Annotated in this window: 14 protein-coding genes and 1 other RNA gene; 6 read left to right on the top strand and 9 right to left on the bottom strand. The window is 68.8% G+C overall.

Annotated features, from left to right (window positions below):
• Positions 1 to 1,863: an extracellular solute-binding protein gene (locus L632_RS0105325; RefSeq protein ID WP_028711401.1), complete on the bottom strand. Its 1,863-nt coding sequence runs from the start codon at positions 1,861 to 1,863 to the stop codon at positions 1 to 3.
• A gap of 191 nt (positions 1,864 to 2,054) precedes the next feature.
• A complete protein-coding gene (locus tag L632_RS0105320) occupies positions 2,055 to 2,579 on the bottom strand; it encodes a cytochrome c family protein (RefSeq protein ID WP_028716449.1) in 525 nt (174 codons plus the stop codon).
• A 154-nt stretch (positions 2,580 to 2,733) separates the two neighbouring features.
• Between L632_RS0105320 and L632_RS0105315 the strand changes: the two genes are divergently transcribed.
• Positions 2,734 to 3,624 (top strand): prephenate dehydratase, encoded by an 891-nt coding sequence (locus L632_RS0105315; protein WP_028711403.1) that lies wholly within the window; start codon positions 2,734 to 2,736, stop codon positions 3,622 to 3,624.
• A gap of 32 nt (positions 3,625 to 3,656) precedes the next feature.
• On the opposite strand, the gene L632_RS0105310 is transcribed toward L632_RS0105315, so the two are convergent.
• Positions 3,657 to 4,118 (bottom strand): hypothetical protein, encoded by a 462-nt coding sequence (locus L632_RS0105310; RefSeq protein WP_028711404.1) that lies wholly within the window; start codon positions 4,116 to 4,118, stop codon positions 3,657 to 3,659.
• Between the two features lie 158 nt (positions 4,119 to 4,276).
• Here L632_RS0105310 and L632_RS22110 point away from each other — a divergent pair, with 158 nt between their 5' ends.
• From L632_RS22110 to L632_RS0105295, 4 genes are all read left to right on the top strand, one after another.
• Positions 4,277 to 6,133: a bifunctional 2',3'-cyclic-nucleotide 2'-phosphodiesterase/3'-nucleotidase gene (locus tag L632_RS22110; protein WP_051476383.1), complete on the top strand. Its 1,857-nt coding sequence runs from the start codon at positions 4,277 to 4,279 to the stop codon at positions 6,131 to 6,133.
• A gap of 47 nt (positions 6,134 to 6,180) precedes the next feature.
• Positions 6,181 to 6,277, top strand: an RNA gene (gene ffs / locus L632_RS23765) — signal recognition particle sRNA small type.
• Positions 6,278 to 6,343: 66 nt separating this feature from the next.
• The gene (locus tag L632_RS0105300; RefSeq protein ID WP_028711405.1) at positions 6,344 to 7,240 is read left to right on the top strand and encodes a PfkB family carbohydrate kinase; all 897 of its coding nucleotides are present in this window, start codon (positions 6,344 to 6,346) and stop codon (positions 7,238 to 7,240) included.
• Positions 7,237 to 8,151, top strand: coding sequence for a pseudouridine-5'-phosphate glycosidase (locus tag L632_RS0105295; protein ID WP_028711406.1), 915 nt, complete (start codon positions 7,237 to 7,239; stop codon positions 8,149 to 8,151). The genes L632_RS0105300 and L632_RS0105295 overlap by 4 nt, the downstream gene beginning before the upstream one ends.
• On the opposite strand, the gene L632_RS0105290 is transcribed toward L632_RS0105295, so the two are convergent.
• The 5 genes from L632_RS0105290 to L632_RS0105270 form a co-directional block, all read right to left on the bottom strand.
• A complete protein-coding gene (locus L632_RS0105290) occupies positions 8,148 to 9,203 on the bottom strand; it encodes a patatin-like phospholipase family protein (protein ID WP_028711407.1) in 1,056 nt (351 codons plus the stop codon). The two genes, L632_RS0105295 and L632_RS0105290, sit on opposite strands and share 4 nt — an antisense overlap.
• 178 nt (positions 9,204 to 9,381) lie before the next feature.
• Positions 9,382 to 10,509, bottom strand: a complete 1,128-nt coding sequence (gene prfB / locus L632_RS0105285) for a peptide chain release factor 2 (RefSeq protein ID WP_028711408.1) — start codon at positions 10,507 to 10,509, stop codon at positions 9,382 to 9,384.
• A gap of 77 nt (positions 10,510 to 10,586) precedes the next feature.
• Positions 10,587 to 13,124 (bottom strand): penicillin-binding protein 1A, encoded by a 2,538-nt coding sequence (locus tag L632_RS0105280; protein WP_028716448.1) that lies wholly within the window; start codon positions 13,122 to 13,124, stop codon positions 10,587 to 10,589.
• A gap of 70 nt (positions 13,125 to 13,194) precedes the next feature.
• Positions 13,195 to 14,430: an N-acetylmuramoyl-L-alanine amidase gene (locus L632_RS0105275; RefSeq protein ID WP_028711410.1), complete on the bottom strand. Its 1,236-nt coding sequence runs from the start codon at positions 14,428 to 14,430 to the stop codon at positions 13,195 to 13,197.
• Positions 14,427 to 15,563 carry a pyridoxal phosphate-dependent aminotransferase gene (locus L632_RS0105270; RefSeq protein ID WP_028711411.1) on the bottom strand — a complete coding sequence of 379 codons (1,137 nt, stop codon included), beginning with the start codon at positions 15,561 to 15,563 and terminating at the stop codon, positions 14,427 to 14,429. Before L632_RS0105270 ends, L632_RS0105275 begins: the two co-directional genes overlap by 4 nt.
• Before the next feature lie 135 nt (positions 15,564 to 15,698).
• Here L632_RS0105270 and L632_RS0105265 point away from each other — a divergent pair, with 135 nt between their 5' ends.
• Positions 15,699 to 16,451 (top strand): DsbA family protein, encoded by a 753-nt coding sequence (locus L632_RS0105265; protein ID WP_028711412.1) that lies wholly within the window; start codon positions 15,699 to 15,701, stop codon positions 16,449 to 16,451.
• Between the two features lie 114 nt (positions 16,452 to 16,565).
• Here L632_RS0105265 and ispG read toward each other — a convergent pair whose 3' ends face one another.
• Positions 16,566 to 17,690, bottom strand: a complete 1,125-nt coding sequence (gene ispG / locus L632_RS0105260; protein ID WP_028711413.1) for a flavodoxin-dependent (E)-4-hydroxy-3-methylbut-2-enyl-diphosphate synthase — start codon at positions 17,688 to 17,690, stop codon at positions 16,566 to 16,568.
• Between the last annotated feature and the right edge of the window lie 127 nt (positions 17,691 to 17,817).

Genomic DNA, 17,817 nt, shown 5'->3' with positions numbered 1-17,817 from the left:
CTAGCGCAGCGCGCCGGATTGTTTCAGCTTTGCCGCCTTATCCGCGTCATGCCACCAGAAATCAAGCTCGCCCAGCGCATAGGGCGGCAAGGTCTCGGGATGGCCGAAGATGTCGTAATAGGCGACGGTATGCTCGGCCTTGAACCATTGCGGCACCCAGAAGCGCAGGGCACGCAGGCTGCGGTCCAGCGCATGGGCAACGGTGGTCATCTCTTCCTGCGTGGTCGCCTCGATGCCCAGCTGGATCAGCCGGTCGATGGCCGGATTGGCCAGGCCCATCGGGTTGAACACGTCGCCGACATTTTCCGAACCGAAGGTCTGCTCGGTGTCTCCGGACAGGAAATAGCTCTGGGCCAGCTGATCCGTCACGATGTCGAAATCGTGGCTGCGGGTGCGCGCCGTCAGTTGTGCATCGTCCACCCGCAGGTTCACCGCGTCGATGCCCACGGCGCGCAGGTTCTGCACGAAGGGGTTGATCACCCGGTCGAAGGTGGCGCTGTCGTTCAGGAACTCGACCCGCAGCAGCTCGCCCTTGGCGTTGCGGCGCAGCCCGTCCGCGCCCGGCTTCCAGCCCGCCTCGTCCAGCAGCCGGGCGGCATCGCGCATGTTCCTGCGGTCAAGCTGCGTCTTGCCCGAAACCGGCTGCAGCACGGCGTCATCGGTCAGCACGCCGGGCGGCAGATCCTTGGCCAGCGGCTGCAGCAGCGCCAGCTCGGCTTCGCTCGGCTTGCCCTCGGCCATGAGCGGGCTGTTTTCCCAGGGCGAGTTCACCCGCTCGTAGAGCCCATAGAACAGCGTCTCGTTCGACCATTCGAAATTGAACATGAGCCCGATGGCCTCGCGCACGCGGATGTCCTGGAACTTCGGCCGGCGCAGGTTGAAGACCCAGCCCTGGCCCGAGGCGATGGTGCCGTCGGGCAGTGCCTCCTTCTTCACCGCGCCGGACTGCACGGCGGGGAAATCGTAGCGCGTCGCCCAGTGGATCGAGCTCGCCTCGTTGCGGAACGTGTAGACCCCGGCCTTGAAGGCCTCGAAGGCGCTGTCGTAATCGCCGAAATACTCGACGCGGATGCGGTCGAAATTGTGCCGCCCGACATTGATCGGCAGGTCCTTGCCCCAGTAATCGGGATTGCGGCGCAGGGTGATCGAGCGGCCCATGTCGGCGCGGTCGAACATATAGGGCCCCGAGCCGACGAAGGGGATATTGCTCGACTGTTCGATGTCGCGCTTGTTCTTGCGGAAATCCTCGCGCGAGAAGACGATCTGGCCGCCCACCGACTGGATCACGTCGCGGCGCGGATAATCCGGCCGGAAGATGAACTTGATGCTGTGATCGTCGATCACCTCGGCCTTGGCGACGATCTTCGAGATGATCGTGCGATAGGAGGACAGGCCCTTGTCGCGCAAGAGCTCGAAGGAAAACAGCACGTCATGCGCGGTCACCGGCGTTCCGTCCGAGAATTTCGCCTCGGGGCGCAGGTGGAAGATCACCCAGTCGCGGCTTTCGGGGTATTCGATGGTCTCGCAAAGCAGGCAATAGGCGGTGCCGATCTCGTCGGCCACGCTTTCCATCAGCGGCTCCAGCATGGCGTTGGACAGCGCCGCCGCGCGGCCGCGATGGGTATAGGGATTGTAGCTGTCGAAGCCGCCGCTGGCCCATTCCGAGATCTCGCCGCCCTTCGGCGCCTCGGGGTTCACATAGCGCAGATGCGGGAAGTCCGCAGGCAGTTCCGGCGTGCCGAAGATCGCGATTCCATGCGAGCGGATGGTTCCGGGTTGCGGCTGCTCCTGCGCCAGGGACCAGCCGGGCATCAGAGCCATAAGCGCAACCATCGGGGCATGTCGCAGGAAGGGCATCGTCATCGGGTCTTGCTGATCCTTGTTCTGTCCGGCTCGGGCATCGGCCGCCTCGGGCGCAAGGCTAGCAGCCATCCGCCCCGGTTCAACATGCAAATGCGTGATCCGCCCGGCCAGCCCCGTGCAAGCCGCCGTGCCGGCAAGAAAAAGGGCGCCCCAAGGGGACGCCCGCCATGGTTTTGCGGCACGCAGGGGCCTTAGGGATGGGCTTCCAGATAAGCGATCAGGTTGGCGCGGTCCTCGACCTTGGGCAGGCCGGCAAAGGCCATCTTGGTGCCCTTGACCACGGCTTTCGGGTTGGTCAGGAATTCCTGCAGCGCGTCATGCGTCCAGTCGCCGCCATGCGCCTTCATGCCGTCCGAATAGTTGAAGCCGTCGACCCCGGCGACCGGGCGGCCGACGACGCCGTTCAGATGCGGGCCGGTGCCGTCGGTGCCGTCCATCTTGTGGCAGGCCTTGCACTTGCCGAAGACCTTCTCGCCGGCGGCGGCATCGGCCGAGGCCATGACGGCGGCGAAATCGATGCCCTCCTCCTCGGCCTCGCCGGCATCGGCGCCCGCATCCTCGACCGGGATGGAATAGGCCTGCGCATGTTCCTCGTCACCATGACCGGCGGGACCGACGTGATAGATGCCCGAGGCCGCCCAGCCCATCAGCAGAAGGAACAGAAGCGAGCCGATCAGAGCCCCGGCTGCCTTGGTGACGGTCATGGTGTCGAACATGTCTGCGGATCCCTTGGGTCTGTCCGTGGATTTGGCCGTATCTATCCGCTTTTGTTCCGTCGGTTCAAGGTATAGTTGTCGCTCGCAGAACACAAAACCGGGGTAGAACCGCCCCGATACGGGGCGCGCGCCGCCCCAAGCCGAGGTGTGAGCCATGACCGATGATGTCCCGACCCAGAACGTGATCGCATTCCAGGGCGAACCCGGCGCCTACAGCCATCAGGCCTGCCGCCTCTATCGTCCGCAGATGGAGGCCCTGCCCTGCCGCACCTTCGAGGACACGATCGAGGCGGTGCGCGGCGGCCGGGCCGAGCTGGCCATGCTGCCGGTCGAGAACTCGACCTATGGCCGGGTCGCCGACATCCATCACCTGCTGCCCGAAACCGGCCTGCACATCATCGACGAGGGCTTCGTGCGGGTCCGCATCAGCCTGCTGGCGGTGCCCGGCACCCGCCTGTCCGAGGTCACCGACGCGATGAGCCACCCGGTGCTTCTGGGCCAGTGCCGCGGCTTCCTGCGCCGCCACGCCATCCGCGGCATCGTCGGGGCCGACACCGCCGGCTCGGCGCTGGAAGTGGCGCGGCGCGGCGAAAAGGCGCTGGCGGCGCTGGCCGCGCCCCTGGCCGGCGAGATCTACGGCCTCGAAGAGCTCGCCTCGGGGATCGAGGACCGCCAGAACAACACCACCCGCTTCCTGGTCATGGCGCGGCAGCCCGATTTCAGCCGCCGCACCAATGCCCAGGGCGGCACCACCATGATGACCAGCTTCGTCTTCCGGGTGCGCAACATCCCGGCGGCGCTTTACAAGGCGCTCGGCGGCTTCGCCACCAACGGCGTCAACATGACCAAGCTGGAAAGCTACATGGTGGACGGCGTCTTCACCGCGACGCAGTTCTACGCCGATATCGAAGGCCACCCCGAGGACCCGCATGTCGCCCGCGCGCTGGAGGAGCTGGACTATTTCACCTCCAGCCTGAACATCCTGGGCGTCTATCCGGCCGATCCGCTGCGCGCGGCGCAGCTGCAGGCAGCCGCGCCGCAATAGCGCCGGCCCGCAACGGCGGCGGGCAGCCGGATTCAGGCGTGCTCGCCCGCGGCCAGGTGGGTGACGAATTCGCCCACGCGCTTGGCGAACTTGCGGTCCAGCTGCGCCTTGCCCAGCTTGGCCGTCTGCAGCAGCAGCCGCGCCTTCATGCCGCGCGGATGGATGTCCGTCTCGAAGATCAGCCGCGATTTCGCCTTGGTCAGCGCCACCACGGTCATGCGCAGCGTGACCTCGAACTGGTCGGACCGCGCGTCGATGGCCACCACCTCGGGCGCGTCCAGCCGGGTGACCTCGGCGGTCAGCTCGCGATGCCGGCCGCGCCAGTCGAAGCCGATCAGCCAGCGCATGCCGACGCCCGGCTCGGCCAGGCCGTCCAGCCGGCGCACCGTGGCGCCGCGCCGCAGCAAAAGCCGCTCGATGGCGTGGAAATTGCTGACCGCGCGGAACAGCCCTTCCGCGGCAAGGTCGGTATCCTGTCGGGTCGAGAACTTCATCGCTTATCCGATCGAACAAGAGGGGGGCGCTGAACCTTGGCCCCGGTTAATCCCATGTTGCACCGCAGCATGCAAGGCTGCCACATCCGCTAAGCGGAACCAGGGCAGAAATGCAATCCATGGTTGCATTATGTCGATAATGACCGCATGCAGACGGCATGACGTCCGAAATCCCTCCGCCCGATCCGCAGCCCGGCGATGCCCTCGACCTTCGCATCCTGGCGACCACGGACCTGCACATGCATGTGCTGGGCTACGACTATTTCGCGGACCGACCCTCGGGGCGGCTGGGCCTGTCGCGGGCGGCGGCGTTGATCGCCAAGGCGCGGCAATCGGCGCCCAACTGCCTGCTGTTCGACAATGGCGACGGGTTGCAGGGCAGCCCGATGGGCGATTACCTGGCCGAGGCGGGCGCCCTGGGACCGCGCCAGCCGCATCCCGCCATCGCGGCGATGAATGCGCTGCGCTATGACGCCGCCACGGTCGGCAACCATGATTTCAGCTTTGGCCTCGGCTTTCTGCGCCGCACGCTGGACGAGGCGGAATTCCCCATCGTCGCCAGCAACCTGCGCCCGCGCCGCCCGCTGCCGGTGCAGAACCATATCCTGCTGGAGCGGCAGTTCCGCGACCGCCGGGACCGCCCCCAGCGGCTGCGCATCGGCGTGCTGGGCTTTCTGCCGCCGCAAACCGTGGAATGGGAGCCGGGGCTGAAGGCCGAGATCGAGGTGCAGGACATCCTGCTGGCGGCGCGGGCCGGCATCGCGGCGCTGCGCCGCCAGGGCGCGCATCTGGTGGTGGCGCTGTCGCATAGCGGCATCGGCGCGCTCGCCCCCGCGCCGATGATGGAGAACGCCGCCACCGCGCTGGCCGCCCTGCCCGGCATCGACCTGGTGATCGCCGGGCATACGCATCGGGTCTTTCCCTCGCCGGACCATCCGCAGGGGCCGGGGATCGACGCCCGGCGCGGCACGCTGGCCGGCAAGCCGGCGGTGATGCCGGGTTTCTGGGGCTCGCATCTGGGTCTGATCGACCTGCGGCTGGAACCCGCGGGCCAGGGCTGGCGCATCGCCGATTTCACCTGCCGCGCCGAGCCGGTCGGCGCCGAGGAGGACCACCCCGCCGTCACCGGCCCGGCGCTGGCGGCGCATCGCCGGACCCTGCGGCATTTCCGCCGCCGCATCGGCAGGACCGAGCGGCCGCTGAGCAGCTATTTCGCCCTGATCGGCGAGGATCCGGGCCTGCGGCTGGTGACCATGGCGCAGCGCTGGCATGTGCGGCGCGCGCTGCGCGGCACGCGCTGGCAGGACCTGCCGATCCTTTCGGCCGCCGCCCCGTTCCGCGCCGGCGGGCGCGGCGGGCCGCAGCATTATACCGATGTGCCGGCCGGGCGGCTGACGCTGCGCAACATCGCCGATCTCTACCTGTTTCCGAACCGGATCTGCGCCATCCGCCTGACCGGGGCTGAACTGCATGAATGGCTGGAACGCTCGGCCAGCCTGTTCCTGCGCATCGAGCCGGGCAAGCCCGACCAGCCGCTGATCGACCCGGAATTCCCCAGCTACAATTTCGATATCATCGACGGGCTGGACTGGCAGATCGACCTCAGCCGCCCGCCGCGCTACGCCCCGGACGGCCGCCTGGCCCATGCCGATTCGCGCCGCATCGGCGCGCTTTCGCATCGCAGCCGCCCGGTGGCGCCGGACCAGCCCTTCATCCTGGTGACGAACAGCTACCGGCTGTCCGATTGCGGGCTGTTCGCCCCGGTGGCGGCGGGACGGCCGGTGCTGCTGGATGGCACCTCGCGCACCCGCGAGGTGCTGCGCCGCTATGTCGCGCGGCGCCGCGTGCTGGCACCCGATTCCCGCGCCGGCTGGAGCTTCCGCCCCCTGCCCGGCACCTCGGTCCTGTTCGAGACCGGGCCGGCCGCCGCGCTGCATCTGGACGGGCTTTCCGCGCGGGTCGAGCCGGCGGGCATGGGCCCGGACGGTTTCCTGCGCCTGCGCCTGCATCTCTAGCGGGCAAGCCGCTTGCATCCTGCCGCGCGCGCGCCTATCTAGGCGGCGAGAGGTTGGCGCGGGCAGGCGTCTCGCCAAACCGGTCAGGTCCGGAAGGAAGCAGCCGTAACGAGTCCCGTCTGGGTCGCTGTCCAGCCTCTCACCCCCCTTTTCCCCGGCATCGCCAGAAGCTAGCTTGCGCCGGCGCAACCCGCCCGAAGGCCCGCCCCGATGACCGCCCCTCCCCGCATTCTCTGCCTTGGCGCCATGCTTTGGGACGTGATCGGGCACAGCGCGGTGCGGGTTCTGCCCGGCGCCGACCTGCCGGGACGCATTACCCGCCAGCCGGGCGGCGTGGCGCTGAACGTGGCGCTGGCCCTGGCCCGGCAGGGGCTGGCACCCGCCATGCTTTCCGCCGTCGGCCGCGACCCGGCGGGCGAGGCGCTGGTGGCCGAGGCCGGCCGGCGCGGCGTCGACACCCGCTGGCTCTGGTGCGACACTGGCCTTGTCACCGACAGCTATCTGGCCATCGAAAGCCCGGAGGGGCTGGTCGCGGCCATCGCCGATGCCCGGGCGCTGGAAACCGCCGGCACGGCCCTCCTCGCGCCGCTGCGCGACGGCCGGCTGGGCGATGCCGCCCGGCCCTGGCGAGGCACGCTGGTGGTGGACGGCAACCCCTCCGTGCCGGTGCTGACCGAAATCGCCCGCGATCCCTGCCTTGCCGAAGCCGACCTGCGCATCGTGCCCGCCAGCCCCGACAAGGCGGCCCGGCTGCGGGTGCTGATCGACCATCCCCGCGCCATCTTCCACCTGAACCGCGCCGAGGCCGAGGCCCTGGCCGGCCGCAGCCTGCCCGACGCCGCCCGCGCCGCCGAGGCCGTGCTGGCGCTCGGCGCCCGCCGGGTGCTGGTGACCGACGGCGCCGGCACCGCCGCCGATGCGGCGCAAGGCGTGCCCACGCTGACCGCGGCGCCGCGCCCGGTGGCGGCCATCCGCGTCACCGGCGCGGGCGACAGCTTCCTCGCCGCGCATCTCGCGGCCGAAAGCCGCGGCGCCACCCGCGCCGAGGCCCTGACCCGCGCCATGAACGCCGCATCCGACCATGTCTGTGGAAAGGACCAGCCATGACCCCCCTGATCGCGCTTTCCCCCGAAATCTCGCAGGCCCTGGCCGAGGGCCGGCCAGTCGTGGCGCTGGAATCGACCATCATCACCCATGGGATGCCCTATCCGCAGAACCTGCAGGTCGCGCAACAGGTCGAGGCCGCGGTGCGCGAGGCAGGCGCCGTGCCCGCCACCATCGCGGTGATGGCCGGGCGCATTCGCGTCGGTCTCGATGCCGAGACGCTCGAGGCGCTGGCCTCGACCCCGGCCGCGCAGGTGATGAAGCTGTCGCGCGCCGATCTCGCCGCCTGCCTGGCGCTGGGGCGGACCGGGGCCACGACGGTGGCGGCGACGATGATCTGCGCCCATCTGGCCGGGATCGAGGTCTTCGCCACCGGCGGCATCGGCGGCGTGCATCGCGGCGCCGAAACCAGCTTCGACATCTCGGCCGACCTGCAGGAACTGGCGCAAAGCCCGGTCACCGTGGTCGCGGCCGGGGCCAAGGCGATCCTGGATCTGCCCAAGACGCTCGAGGTGCTGGAAACGCTGGGCGTGCCGGTGATCGCCTTCGGCCAGGACCAGCTGCCGGCCTTCTGGTCGCGCGAATCGGGCCTGCCGGCGCCCTTGCGCATGGACGACCCGGTCCAGATCGCCGCCAGCGCCCGGCTGCGCCGCGAACTGGGCCTCGGGGGCGGCCAGCTGGTGGTGAACCCGATCCCGCCAGAGGCCGAGATCCCGCGCGCCGAGATGATCCCCATCGTCGAGCAGGCGCTGTCCGAGGCCGAGGCGCAGCGCATCGCCGCCAAGGCGGTCACGCCCTTCCTGCTGCAGCGCATCTTCGACCTGACCCGGGGCCGCTCGCTCGACGCCAATATCGCGCTGGTGCTGAACAACGCCCGGCTGGCCGCGCGCATCGCCGCGGCCATCACCCGCTAGCGGCGGCCGAACAGCTGCGCCAGGTCGTAGGAATCGCGCTCGCCGATATTGCCGGCATCGCGTTCCAGGAACCGGTCGGCCGCCTCGACCCCGGCATCGTGCATGCGCTGCAACAGGCCGGGATTCGGGATCAGCTTAGTGCTGGCGCTCAGCGAGTTCATCAACTCCTCGTCCATGATCGCATGCAGCAGCACGTTCTTCATCGGCCGGCCGGTCAGCCGGTCCTCGGCATGCAGCCGCTTGACGAAATTGATCGCCCGCAGCTCGGCCAGAAGTGCGGCGTTGAAGCTGATCTCGTTCACCCGGTCCTGGATCGCGGCCGGGGTCTTGGGGATCGCGTCGCGCAGCATCGGGTTGATGTTCACGATGACGATGTCGCGCGGCAGGTCGCCGCGATACAGCGGGAACAGCGCCGGATTGCCGGAATAGCCGCCGTCCCAATAGGCCTCGCGCCGGCCGGTCAGCGGATCGTCGATCTCGACGGCGCGGAACAGCTCGGGCAGGCAGGCCGAGGCCAGGATGGTGTCCACCGTCACCTCGGCGCCGCCGAAGACCCGCACCAGCCCGGTGCGCACATTGGTCGCGGTGACGAAAAAGGCCGGCCCTTCCTCGCGGCCCAGCCGGGGATGCGGCATCTCGCGCAGGATGGCGGCCAGCGGGTTGGTGTAGAACGGCCCCGAATCATAGGGGCTGAACACCCGCGTCAGCGAACCAAGCCAGGCCACGGGCGAGAAAAGCTCGGTCAGCCGCTGCCAGGCGCGCGGCGCAGGAAACATGGAATGCAGCCAGCGCACCACGGAATTGTCGCTGACCTGCCCGACCTGCGACCAGATATAGGCCAGGTTCTGCCGCGCCGCCTCGCGCCCGCGCCGGCCCGGCCCGCAGGACAGGCCGGCCGCCAGAGCCGCGCCGTTCAGCGCCCCGGCCGAGGTGCCGCTGATGCCGCGGATCTCGATCGCGGGCTCGTCCAGCAGCCGGTCCAGCACACCCCAGGCGAACGCGCCATGCGCGCCGCCGCCCTGAAGCGCCAGGTTGATCCGCTTCACGTCCATGCCCACCCCGCATTTCGCACTCGCAGCATACAATGCCGCGACGCAGCATCCAACCGCAGCGTTCCCGCGCCGGCGAAAAGGTGCATGGGCGCCACAGTCGCGGCCCGCCCCGCGATGCGCAAGCCTGGGCTTCACCGTTTCCCAAATACTCGTGCGGCCGCGCAACAGGCGCGGCGGATCAGTCCTCGGCCTGCGCCTCGGCCCGCGACTTGCCCGCGACATCCAGCGCCAGCGTCGCGGCCATGAAGGCATCCAGGTCGCCGTCCAGCACCCCTTGCGTGTCCGAGGTCTCGTGCCCGGTCCGCAGGTCTTTCACCATCTGATAGGGATGCAGCACATATGAGCGGATCTGGTTGCCCCAGCCCGCCTCGCCCTTGGCCTCGTGCTGGGCGTTGATCGCGGCATTGCGCTTGTCCAGCTCCAGCTGATACAGCCGCGCCTTCAGCGCCGCCATGGCGTTCGCGCGGTTCTGGTGCTGCGACTTCTCGGAGCTCGTCACCACGATCCCGGTCGGCAGGTGGGTGATGCGCACCGCCGAATCGGTGGTGTTGACATGCTGCCCGCCGGCGCCCGAGGAGCGGTAGGTGTCGATCCGGATCTCGTTGTCGGGGATGGTGATCTCGATATTGTCGTCCACCACCGGATAGACCCAGACCGAGGAAAACGAGGTGTGCCGCCGCGCCGCCGAATCATAGGGCGAGATGCGCACCAGCCGATGCACGCCCGATTCCGACTTCAGCCAGCCATAGGCGTTGGGGCCGGAGATCTTGTAGGCGGCGGAACGGATGCCCGCCTCCTCGCCCGGCGTCTCGGAAAGCAGCTCGACATCATAGCCCTTCTTCTCGGCCCAGCGGACATACATGCGCGCCAGCATGCTGGCCCAGTCGGCGCTTTCCGTGCCGCCGGCGCCGGCATTGATCTCCAGGAAGGTGTCGTTGCCGTCGGCCTCGCCGTTCAGCAGCGCCTCCAGCTCCTTCTGCGCGGCCAGTTCGGCCAGCGATTTCAGCGAGGTCTCGGCCTCGGCGACGATCTCGGCATCGTCCTCGGCCTCGCCCAGCTCGATCAGTTCGGCATTGTCCTTCAGCTCGGTCTCGATCCGGCGATAGGTCTCGACCGCATCCGACAGCATCTGCCGGTCGCGCATCAGCTTCTGGGCGCGGGCCGGGTCGGACCAGATGTCGCCCGCCTCGATCATGGCGTTCAGCTCTTCCAGCCGGTGCGGCGCGGTCTCCCAGTCCATGCGCTGGCCGAGCAGTTTCAGCGATTTGCGGATCGCCTCGATGGTGGCTTGGGTTTCGGCGCGCATGGGCACTCTCTGGGTTCGGATTTCGGATCAGGGCAAGACAGATAACGCGGGCGGCGGGCGGCGGCAAGCGCCGGCCCTCAATACAGCCCGCCCGAGGACAGGGTGCCGAAATCGGCCTTCTTCGGGATCACTCTCTTCTTGCCGGTCGAGGTGGTCACCGCCTGCCCGCCGTCGCGGCCCTGGGTGAACAGCGGCAGCGTGCCCGGATCGGCCCGGCCGAAGCCGCCGTCGACCAGCGCGATGCCGGTCAGCGACTGGCCGTCGCGGAAATATTCGGCGATGACATTGTCGCCCTTGGCGTCGGGGCCGAGGATCGCGCCGGTGAAGCGGTCGATGTTGACGAAATGCCCGCCCGGCGGAACCTTGAACTCGGTGCCGCCGAATTCCTTCACCGCCTCCTGCATGAACTCGTTGAAGACCGGCACGCAAAGCGTGCCGCCATAGGCGTTGGACCCCAGCGTGCGCGGCTGGTCATAGCCCAGATAGCAGCCGGCGACGAGGTTCGAGGTGAAACCGATGAACCAGACATCCTTGGCGTCGTTGGTGGTGCCGGTCTTGCCGGCCACCGGCACCGGCAGGTTCACCCCGCGCCCCGAGCCGCGCTTGACCACGCCCTCGAGCATCGAGGTCAGCTGATAGGCGGTGATCGCATCCATCACCCGCTCGCGGTTGGAACGGATCTCGGGCGCGGCGCCGGCGGGCAGGGTCGGCTGGCCGCAGGTCACGCAGTCGCGGCGGTCGTGGCGATAGATGGTGCGGCCGCGGCGGTCCTGCACGCGGTCGACCAGCGTGGGTTCCACCCGCTCGCCGCCATTGGCGAACATGGCATAGGCGGCGACCATCTTGAACAGCGTCGTCTCCTGCGCACCCAGGGAATTGGCGAGGAAATGGCCGAGATTGTCGTAGACCCCGAATTTCTCGGCATAGGACGCGACGGTATCCATGCCGATATCGCGGGCGATGCGGATGGTCATCAGGTTGCGCGACTGCTCGATCCCGGTGCGCATCGGCGTGGGGCCGTAGAACTTGCCGCTGGCGTTCTTGGGGGTCCACAGCCCCTGCGGCGTGTTCACGGTGATCGGCTCGTCCACCACGATGGTGGCCGGGTTGAAGCCGGAATCCAGCGCCGCCGCATAGACGAAGGGCTTGAAGCTGGAGCCGGGCTGGCGCTGCGCCTGGGTCGCGCGGTTGAAGACCGAGCTTTGATAGGAAAACCCGCCCTGCATGGCGATGACCCGGCCGGTATTCACGTCCATGGCCATGAAGCCGCCCTGTACCTCGGGCACCTGGCGCAGGGTCCAGCGGATGAAGCTGCCGTCGCTGTCGCTGGTCATGCGGCGCACCAGCACCACCTCGCCGACCTCCAGCAGGTCCGAGGCCACCTTGGCCTTGGGCGCCAGCGTGCCATCGGCGCGGCGCTTCCTGGCCCATTGCACGTCCTTGGCGGGAATGGTCGCGGTGCCCTCCTGATCCTCGATGCCGATGGTGGCGTCGCTGCCTTCCAGGGACAGCACCACGGCCGGGAACCAGCCCTCGATGTCGCGCGGCACGCGGGTCTCGGCCAGCGCGGCGCGCCAGCCCTGCTCGCTGCCGAGCCGCTCGGCCGGGATCGAGACGCGGGTGCCGCGCCAGACGCCGCGGCCGCGGTCGTATTTCTCCAGCGCCTGCTGCAGGGCGCGCGCGGCGACCTTCTGCAGCCTGGGGTCGACGGTGGCGCGGATCGCCAGGCCGCCGCCGAAGAATTCCTCCTCGCCGAACTGCGCCGAAAGCTGGCGGCGGATCTCGTCGGTGAAATAGTCGCGCGCCGGCAGCTGCTGCTGGAAGGCGGGGAAATCGCCGTTCTGCACCGAGCGCAGCGGCAATTGCGATTCCGCCTCGTAGGTCGCCTGGTCGATATAGCCGTTCTGCCACATCTCGCGCAGGACGTAGTTGCGCCGCTCGGTCACCCGCTCCTTGGCGCGGACAGGGTGATAGCGGCCCGGCGCCTGCGGCATCGCGGCCAGCGTCGCAGCCTCATGCGGGGCAAGCTCGGTCAGGGGCTTGTTGAAATAGGTCTGCGCGGCGGCGGCGACGCCGAAACTGTTCTGCCCCAGAAAGATCTCGTTCAGGTAAAGCTCGAGGATCTGGTCCTTGGACAGGGTCGATTCCAGCCGGGTGGCCAGGATCAGCTCCTTGATCTTGCGCTCGACGCTGCGGTCGCTGGAGAGCAGGAAGTTCTTCATCACCTGCTGGGTGATGGTCGAGGCGCCGCGCACGTTCTCGCCCCGGGTGCGGACCGCCTGCACCAGCGCGCCCATCATGCCGCGCGGATCGAAACCGTGGTGATGGTAGAAATTCTTGTCCTCGGCGCTGATGAAAGCCTCCTTGACCAGCGGCGGGATGTCGTCGATCGGCACGAAGATGCGGCGCTCCTCGGCGAATTCGTCGATCAGCCGCCCCTCGCCGGAATAGACCCGGCTGATGGTCTTGGGCGCATATTGCGCCAGCTGCTCATGGCTCGGCAGGTCGCGCGAATACATCCAGAACACCGCCCCGACGGTCAGGGCGATGAAGAAGACGGCGGTCACGAACCAGGAAAAGATCGCACCGATGAAGGACAGAAGGAAGCGCAGCAATGGGCAAGCCTCTGGGGATAACCTGCGTCTCTATAGACAGCGGGGCCGGTCCCGTCAAAGCAACCTTGCGCTACTTTCGCGACAGCGCGGCGCGGGCGGCGTCATCCTGCGCCCAGAGGCCGATCGCCTGGGCCAAGGCCTGCGCGGTGCGCGCGCGCCAGTCCGGGTCGAACAGGTTCGCCCGGTCGCCCGCATCGGTCAGGAAGCCCAGCTCGATCAGCACCGAGGGGATGTCGGGCGATTTCAGCACCGAGAAGGCCGCGCCGCGCACCGGGGTGCGATGCATGCCGACGCCCGCGCGATTGAGCTCGGAAACCGCGAACTTGGCGAAGGCTTCCGAGCGCGGATGCGTCTCGGTCCGCGCCAGGTCCATCAGCACGTCGGCCAGCTGGTCGTCGGTACCCGCCAGGTCCAGCCCGGCCAGCAGGTCGGCGCGGTCATGGCGCATCGCCAGCTCGCGCGTGGCGCGGTCGTCGGCCTGCGGGTTCCAGACATAGATCGACAGCCCCGCCGCCTCGCCCGCCGGCAGCGCATCGGCATGCAACGAGATGAACAGGTCGGCCTGCGCCGCGCGGGCGATGGTCATGCGCCGCTCCAGCGGGACGAAGCTGTCATCCTCGCGGGTGGGGACGACCTCGAAACCGGCGCGGGTCAGGATCTCGGCCAGTTCGCGGGCAAAGCCCAGCATCAGCGCCGCCTCGTAGATGGCGCCGACCTGGGCGCCGGGATCGTGGCCGCCATGGCCGGGGTCGAGGGCGACGCGCAACGGCCGCTTGGCGGTGCGGCGCGGCGGCAGCGGCGTCACCTCGGCCGGGCTGGGCAGGTCCCAGAGCGCCGAAAGCGCATTGCCGCGGGTGACGAAGGCCTGGGGCTTCACCGGCTCGATGCGCAGCTTGACCAGCGCGCCCCGGGCGCCGCCCTCGGCCGGGCTTTGCACGGCGGTGCGCAGCGCATAGGGGCCGGGCAGTTCCATCACCAGCCGCGACCAGCCGGGCCGGAACCGGCCCCAGCGCAGCGCCGGCACCAGCTCGCGGCCGGGCAGGTCCTCGGCGCTGGTGCCGGAAAAGTCGATCTCGCGGAAATCGACCACCAGGCGCGGCGGGCCGTCGAGGAAATAGACCCGGTAGGGCACCGGCTGGCTGATGGTCAGCCGCAGTTCCATCGGCCGCGGCTTGCCGCGGTCGCGGCCCTCGGCCACCAGCGAGGAGCCCGCCAGATCGACCGTCGCCAGGGCCGAGCGCGTGCCGTCATCGGCCAGCGCCGGCAGCGCCAGCCAGACCAGCAGCAGGGCCCAGAGCCATCTCATCGCGCCGCCATGAAGGCTGCCAGCCGCTCCAGCCCCTCGGCGATCTCGGCCGTCCCCGCAGCATAGCTGAAGCGCAGGGTGCGGGCGCCGCGATGCGGGTCGAAGTCCAGGCCCGGCGTGACGGCGACACCCGCCTTTTCAAGGATTTCCGCGGCGAAGCTCAGGCTGTCCCCGGTCAGGTCGGACACATCGGCATAGATGTAGAAGGCGCCTTCCGGCGGAGCGATGCGCGAGAAGCCGATCTGCGGCAGGCGCTCCAGCATCAGCCGGCGATTTTGCGCGTAGACGGCCAGGTTCGCCTCGGCCTCCTCCACGCAATCCAGCGCGGCCAGCGCCGCGACCTGGCTGGCATGGGGCGGGCAGATGAACATGTTCTGCGCGATGCGCTCGACGGTGCGGATCATGCTGTCCGGCACCACCATCCAGCCGACGCGCCAGCCGGTCATGCTGAAATATTTCGAGAAGCTGTTGATGACGAAAACCTCATCCGTCACCTCCAGCGCCGAATGGAAGCCGGCGCCATAGTCGAGCCCGTGATAGATCTCGTCCGAGATCACGCTCATGCCCAGTTCCGCCGCCCGCGCGGTCAGCCCCGCCAGTTCCTCGCGCCGCAGCACGGTGCCCGAGGGGTTGCCGGGCGAGGCGAGGATCAGCCCCTGCGCATCCGCCGGCAGGTCCTGCGGCCGCGGCTGGTAGCGGTCCTCGGCCCGGGTCGGGATGCCGACGGGTTCCAGCGACATGGCGCGCAGGATCTGGCGATAGCTGGGATAGCCCGGCTCGCCCAAGGCCACCCGCTCGCCCGCGTCGAACAGCGCCGAGAAGGCCAGGATGAAGGCGCCCGAGGAGCCCGGCGTCACCACCACGCGGCTCGGGTCGAGGTCGAGCCCATACCAGCGCCGGTAAAGCCCGGCGATGCCGGCGCGCAGCTCGGGCAGGCCAAGCGCGACCGTATAGCCCAGCGGCCGGTCCAGCGCGGCGGCCAGCGCCCGGCGCGCGCCCTCGGGGGCCGGGGTCGAGGGCTGGCCGACCTCCATATGGATGATGCGGCGGCCCCCGGCCTCGGCCTTGCGGGCGGCCTCCATGACATCCATGACGATGAAGGGATCGACCTGCCCGCGGCGGGATTGTCTCATGTCTGCCTGCCTCATGGTTTTGGCCGGGTATCGGACCTGCGGGCGGCCCGGTCAAGCCCGCGTGAGACCGGGGCGGATCGCTTGCAACACCGTCCCGGACAGGCCAAGTTGCCGGCAACTGGAAAGGATCCTCGGATGAAAGCCCTTTTGACCGCCGCGCTGCTGACGGCGACCGCCCTGCCCTCTTTCGCCTTTGATCCGGCGAACATGACCGAGGCCGAAAAGGCCGCCTTCGGCGAAGCGGTGCGCGATTACCTGATGGCCAATCCCGACGTGCTGATCGAGTCGATCAACGTGCTGGAAGAGCGCCGCGCCGCCGACGAGGCGAAGAACGACCAGCTGCTGGTCGAGAACAACAGGGAGGCGATCTTCGACGACGGCCACAGCTGGATCGGCGGCAACCCCGAGGGCGACGTGACCGTGGTCGAGTTCATCGACTACCGCTGCGGGGTGTGCAAGCGGGTGAATCCGGAGCTGGAAAAGCTGATCTCGGCCGATGGCAACATCCGCTGGATCCTGAAGGAATTCCCGATCCTGACCCAGGAAAGCGACATGGCCGCGCGTTTCGCCATCGCGGTGCAGCAGGAAGCCGGGCCCGAGGCCTACAAGAAGGCGCATGACGCGCTGATGGAATCGCGCGGACCGGTCAATCTGGAAAGCCTGACCGCGCTGGCCGGCGATCTGGGCGTGGACGGCAAGGCGGTGCTGAACCGGATGAACACCGAGGAGGTCTCGGCCGTGTTGCGCAAGAACCACCAGCTGGCCGAGCAGATGCGGATCATGGGCACGCCGACCTTCATCATCGGCGGCGAGATGCTGCGCGGCGTGCCGGCCGAGGGGCTGGAAGGCGCCATCGCCCGGGCGCGTGCGGCCGAGGCCGAGGGCTGAACCGGCGCCGCCGACGCGGGCTGCGCGGGCGGCAGCCGACGCGGGCTGCGCGGGCGGCAGGAGTATTTGGAAAACGGTGAATGGCAGAGGGCGGCGCCTCGACCGCCCTTTCGCCTATTCGGCGGCGGCGGCTTGCGCGGCCTCGAGTTCGGCGGCGCGTTTCTCGACCAGCTCGACGATGTGATCGACCATCTGGTCGTTGGTCATCTTGTGGTCCTGCCTGCCGGCCAGATAGACCATGCCGGAGCCCGCACCGCCGCCGGTGAAGCCGATATCGGTCATCAGCGCCTCGCCCGGGCCGTTCACCACGCAGCCGATGATCGACAGGCTCATCGGGGTCTTGATGTGTTCGAGGCGCTTTTCCAGGATCTCGACCGTCCGGATCACGTCGAAGCCCTGCCGCGCGCAGCTGGGGCAAGAGATGATCTGCACGCCGCGGGTGCGCAGGCCCAGCGATTTCAGGATTTCGAAGCCGACCTTGACCTCCTCGACCGGATCGGCGGACAGGCTGACGCGGATCGTGTCGCCGATGCCCATCCACAAGAGGTTGCCGAGGCCGATGGCGGATTTCACCGTGCCGGACATCAGCCCGCCCGCCTCGGTGATGCCCAGGTGGATCGGCGCGTCGGTCGCCTCGGCCAGTTGCTGATAGGCGGCGGCGGCGAGGAAGACGTCGCTGGCCTTCACGCTGATCTTGAATTCGTGGAAGTCGTTGTCCTGCAGGATCCTGATGTGGTCGAGGCCGGATTCCACCATCGCATCCGGGCAGGGCTCGCCGTATTTCTCCAGCAGGTGCCGTTCCAGGCTGCCGGCATTCACGCCGATGCGGATCGAGCAGCCATGGTCGCGGGCGGCCTTGATGACCTCGCGCACCCGGGCGGCATCGCCGATATTGCCGGGGTTGATGCGCAGGCAGGCGGCGCCGGCCTCGGCGGCCTCGATGGCGCGCTTGTAGTGGAAATGGATGTCGGCCACGATCGGCACCGGGCTTTCGCGGCAGATCTCGCGCAGCGCCCGGGTCGAGGCCTGATCGGGGGTCGAGACGCGCACGATATCGGCGCCCACGTCGGCGGCACGCAGGATCTGGTCCAGCGTCGCCTTGACGTCGCTGGTATCCGTATTGGTCATGGTCTGCACGCTGATCGGCGCATCGCCCCCCACCGGCACCGCGCCGACCATGATCTGGCGCGACTTGCGTCGGTCGATATTGCGCCAGGGGCGGATCGGATTATGCGACATGGCTGGAGCCTTTTCCTGCGCCAGAGGCGGATTCACCCGTGAGAAATAGGCCGATGCGGGCCTGCGGGCAAGCCGTGCGGTCCCGGCGGGGCGCCTGCTATCGCATCCGTGACCGGCGCGCGGGCGC

The organism is Paracoccus sp. J39, assembly GCF_000518925.1.
Taxonomy (GTDB): domain Bacteria; phylum Pseudomonadota; class Alphaproteobacteria; order Rhodobacterales; family Rhodobacteraceae; genus Paracoccus.
Note: the sequence above shows the minus strand (reverse complement) of the source record. Positions and strands in the feature narration are given on the sequence as shown.

Excerpts from the sequence above, each read along its gene's own strand:
- L632_RS0105300 (WP_028711405.1), top strand. The coding sequence starts at position 6,344 with ATGACCGCCCCTCCCCGCATTCTCTGCCTTGGCGCCATGCTTTGGGAC.
- ispG (WP_028711413.1), bottom strand. The coding sequence starts at position 17,690 with ATGTCGCATAATCCGATCCGCCCCTGGCGCAATATCGACCGACGCAAG.
- L632_RS0105295 (WP_028711406.1), top strand. The coding sequence starts at position 7,237 with ATGACCCCCCTGATCGCGCTTTCCCCCGAAATCTCGCAGGCCCTGGCC.
- L632_RS0105265 (WP_028711412.1), top strand. The coding sequence starts at position 15,699 with ATGAAAGCCCTTTTGACCGCCGCGCTGCTGACGGCGACCGCCCTGCCC.
- prfB (WP_028711408.1), bottom strand. The coding sequence starts at position 10,509 with ATGCGCGCCGAAACCCAAGCCACCATCGAGGCGATCCGCAAATCGCTG.
- L632_RS0105290 (WP_028711407.1), bottom strand. The coding sequence starts at position 9,203 with ATGGACGTGAAGCGGATCAACCTGGCGCTTCAGGGCGGCGGCGCGCAT.
- L632_RS0105320 (WP_028716449.1), bottom strand. The coding sequence starts at position 2,579 with ATGTTCGACACCATGACCGTCACCAAGGCAGCCGGGGCTCTGATCGGC.
- L632_RS0105315 (WP_028711403.1), top strand. The coding sequence starts at position 2,734 with ATGACCGATGATGTCCCGACCCAGAACGTGATCGCATTCCAGGGCGAA.
- L632_RS0105275 (WP_028711410.1), bottom strand. The coding sequence starts at position 14,430 with ATGAGATGGCTCTGGGCCCTGCTGCTGGTCTGGCTGGCGCTGCCGGCG.
- L632_RS0105270 (WP_028711411.1), bottom strand. The coding sequence starts at position 15,563 with ATGAGACAATCCCGCCGCGGGCAGGTCGATCCCTTCATCGTCATGGAT.
- L632_RS0105325 (WP_028711401.1), bottom strand. The coding sequence starts at position 1,863 with ATGACGATGCCCTTCCTGCGACATGCCCCGATGGTTGCGCTTATGGCT.
- L632_RS22110 (WP_051476383.1), top strand. The coding sequence starts at position 4,277 with ATGACGTCCGAAATCCCTCCGCCCGATCCGCAGCCCGGCGATGCCCTC.
- L632_RS0105310 (WP_028711404.1), bottom strand. The coding sequence starts at position 4,118 with ATGAAGTTCTCGACCCGACAGGATACCGACCTTGCCGCGGAAGGGCTG.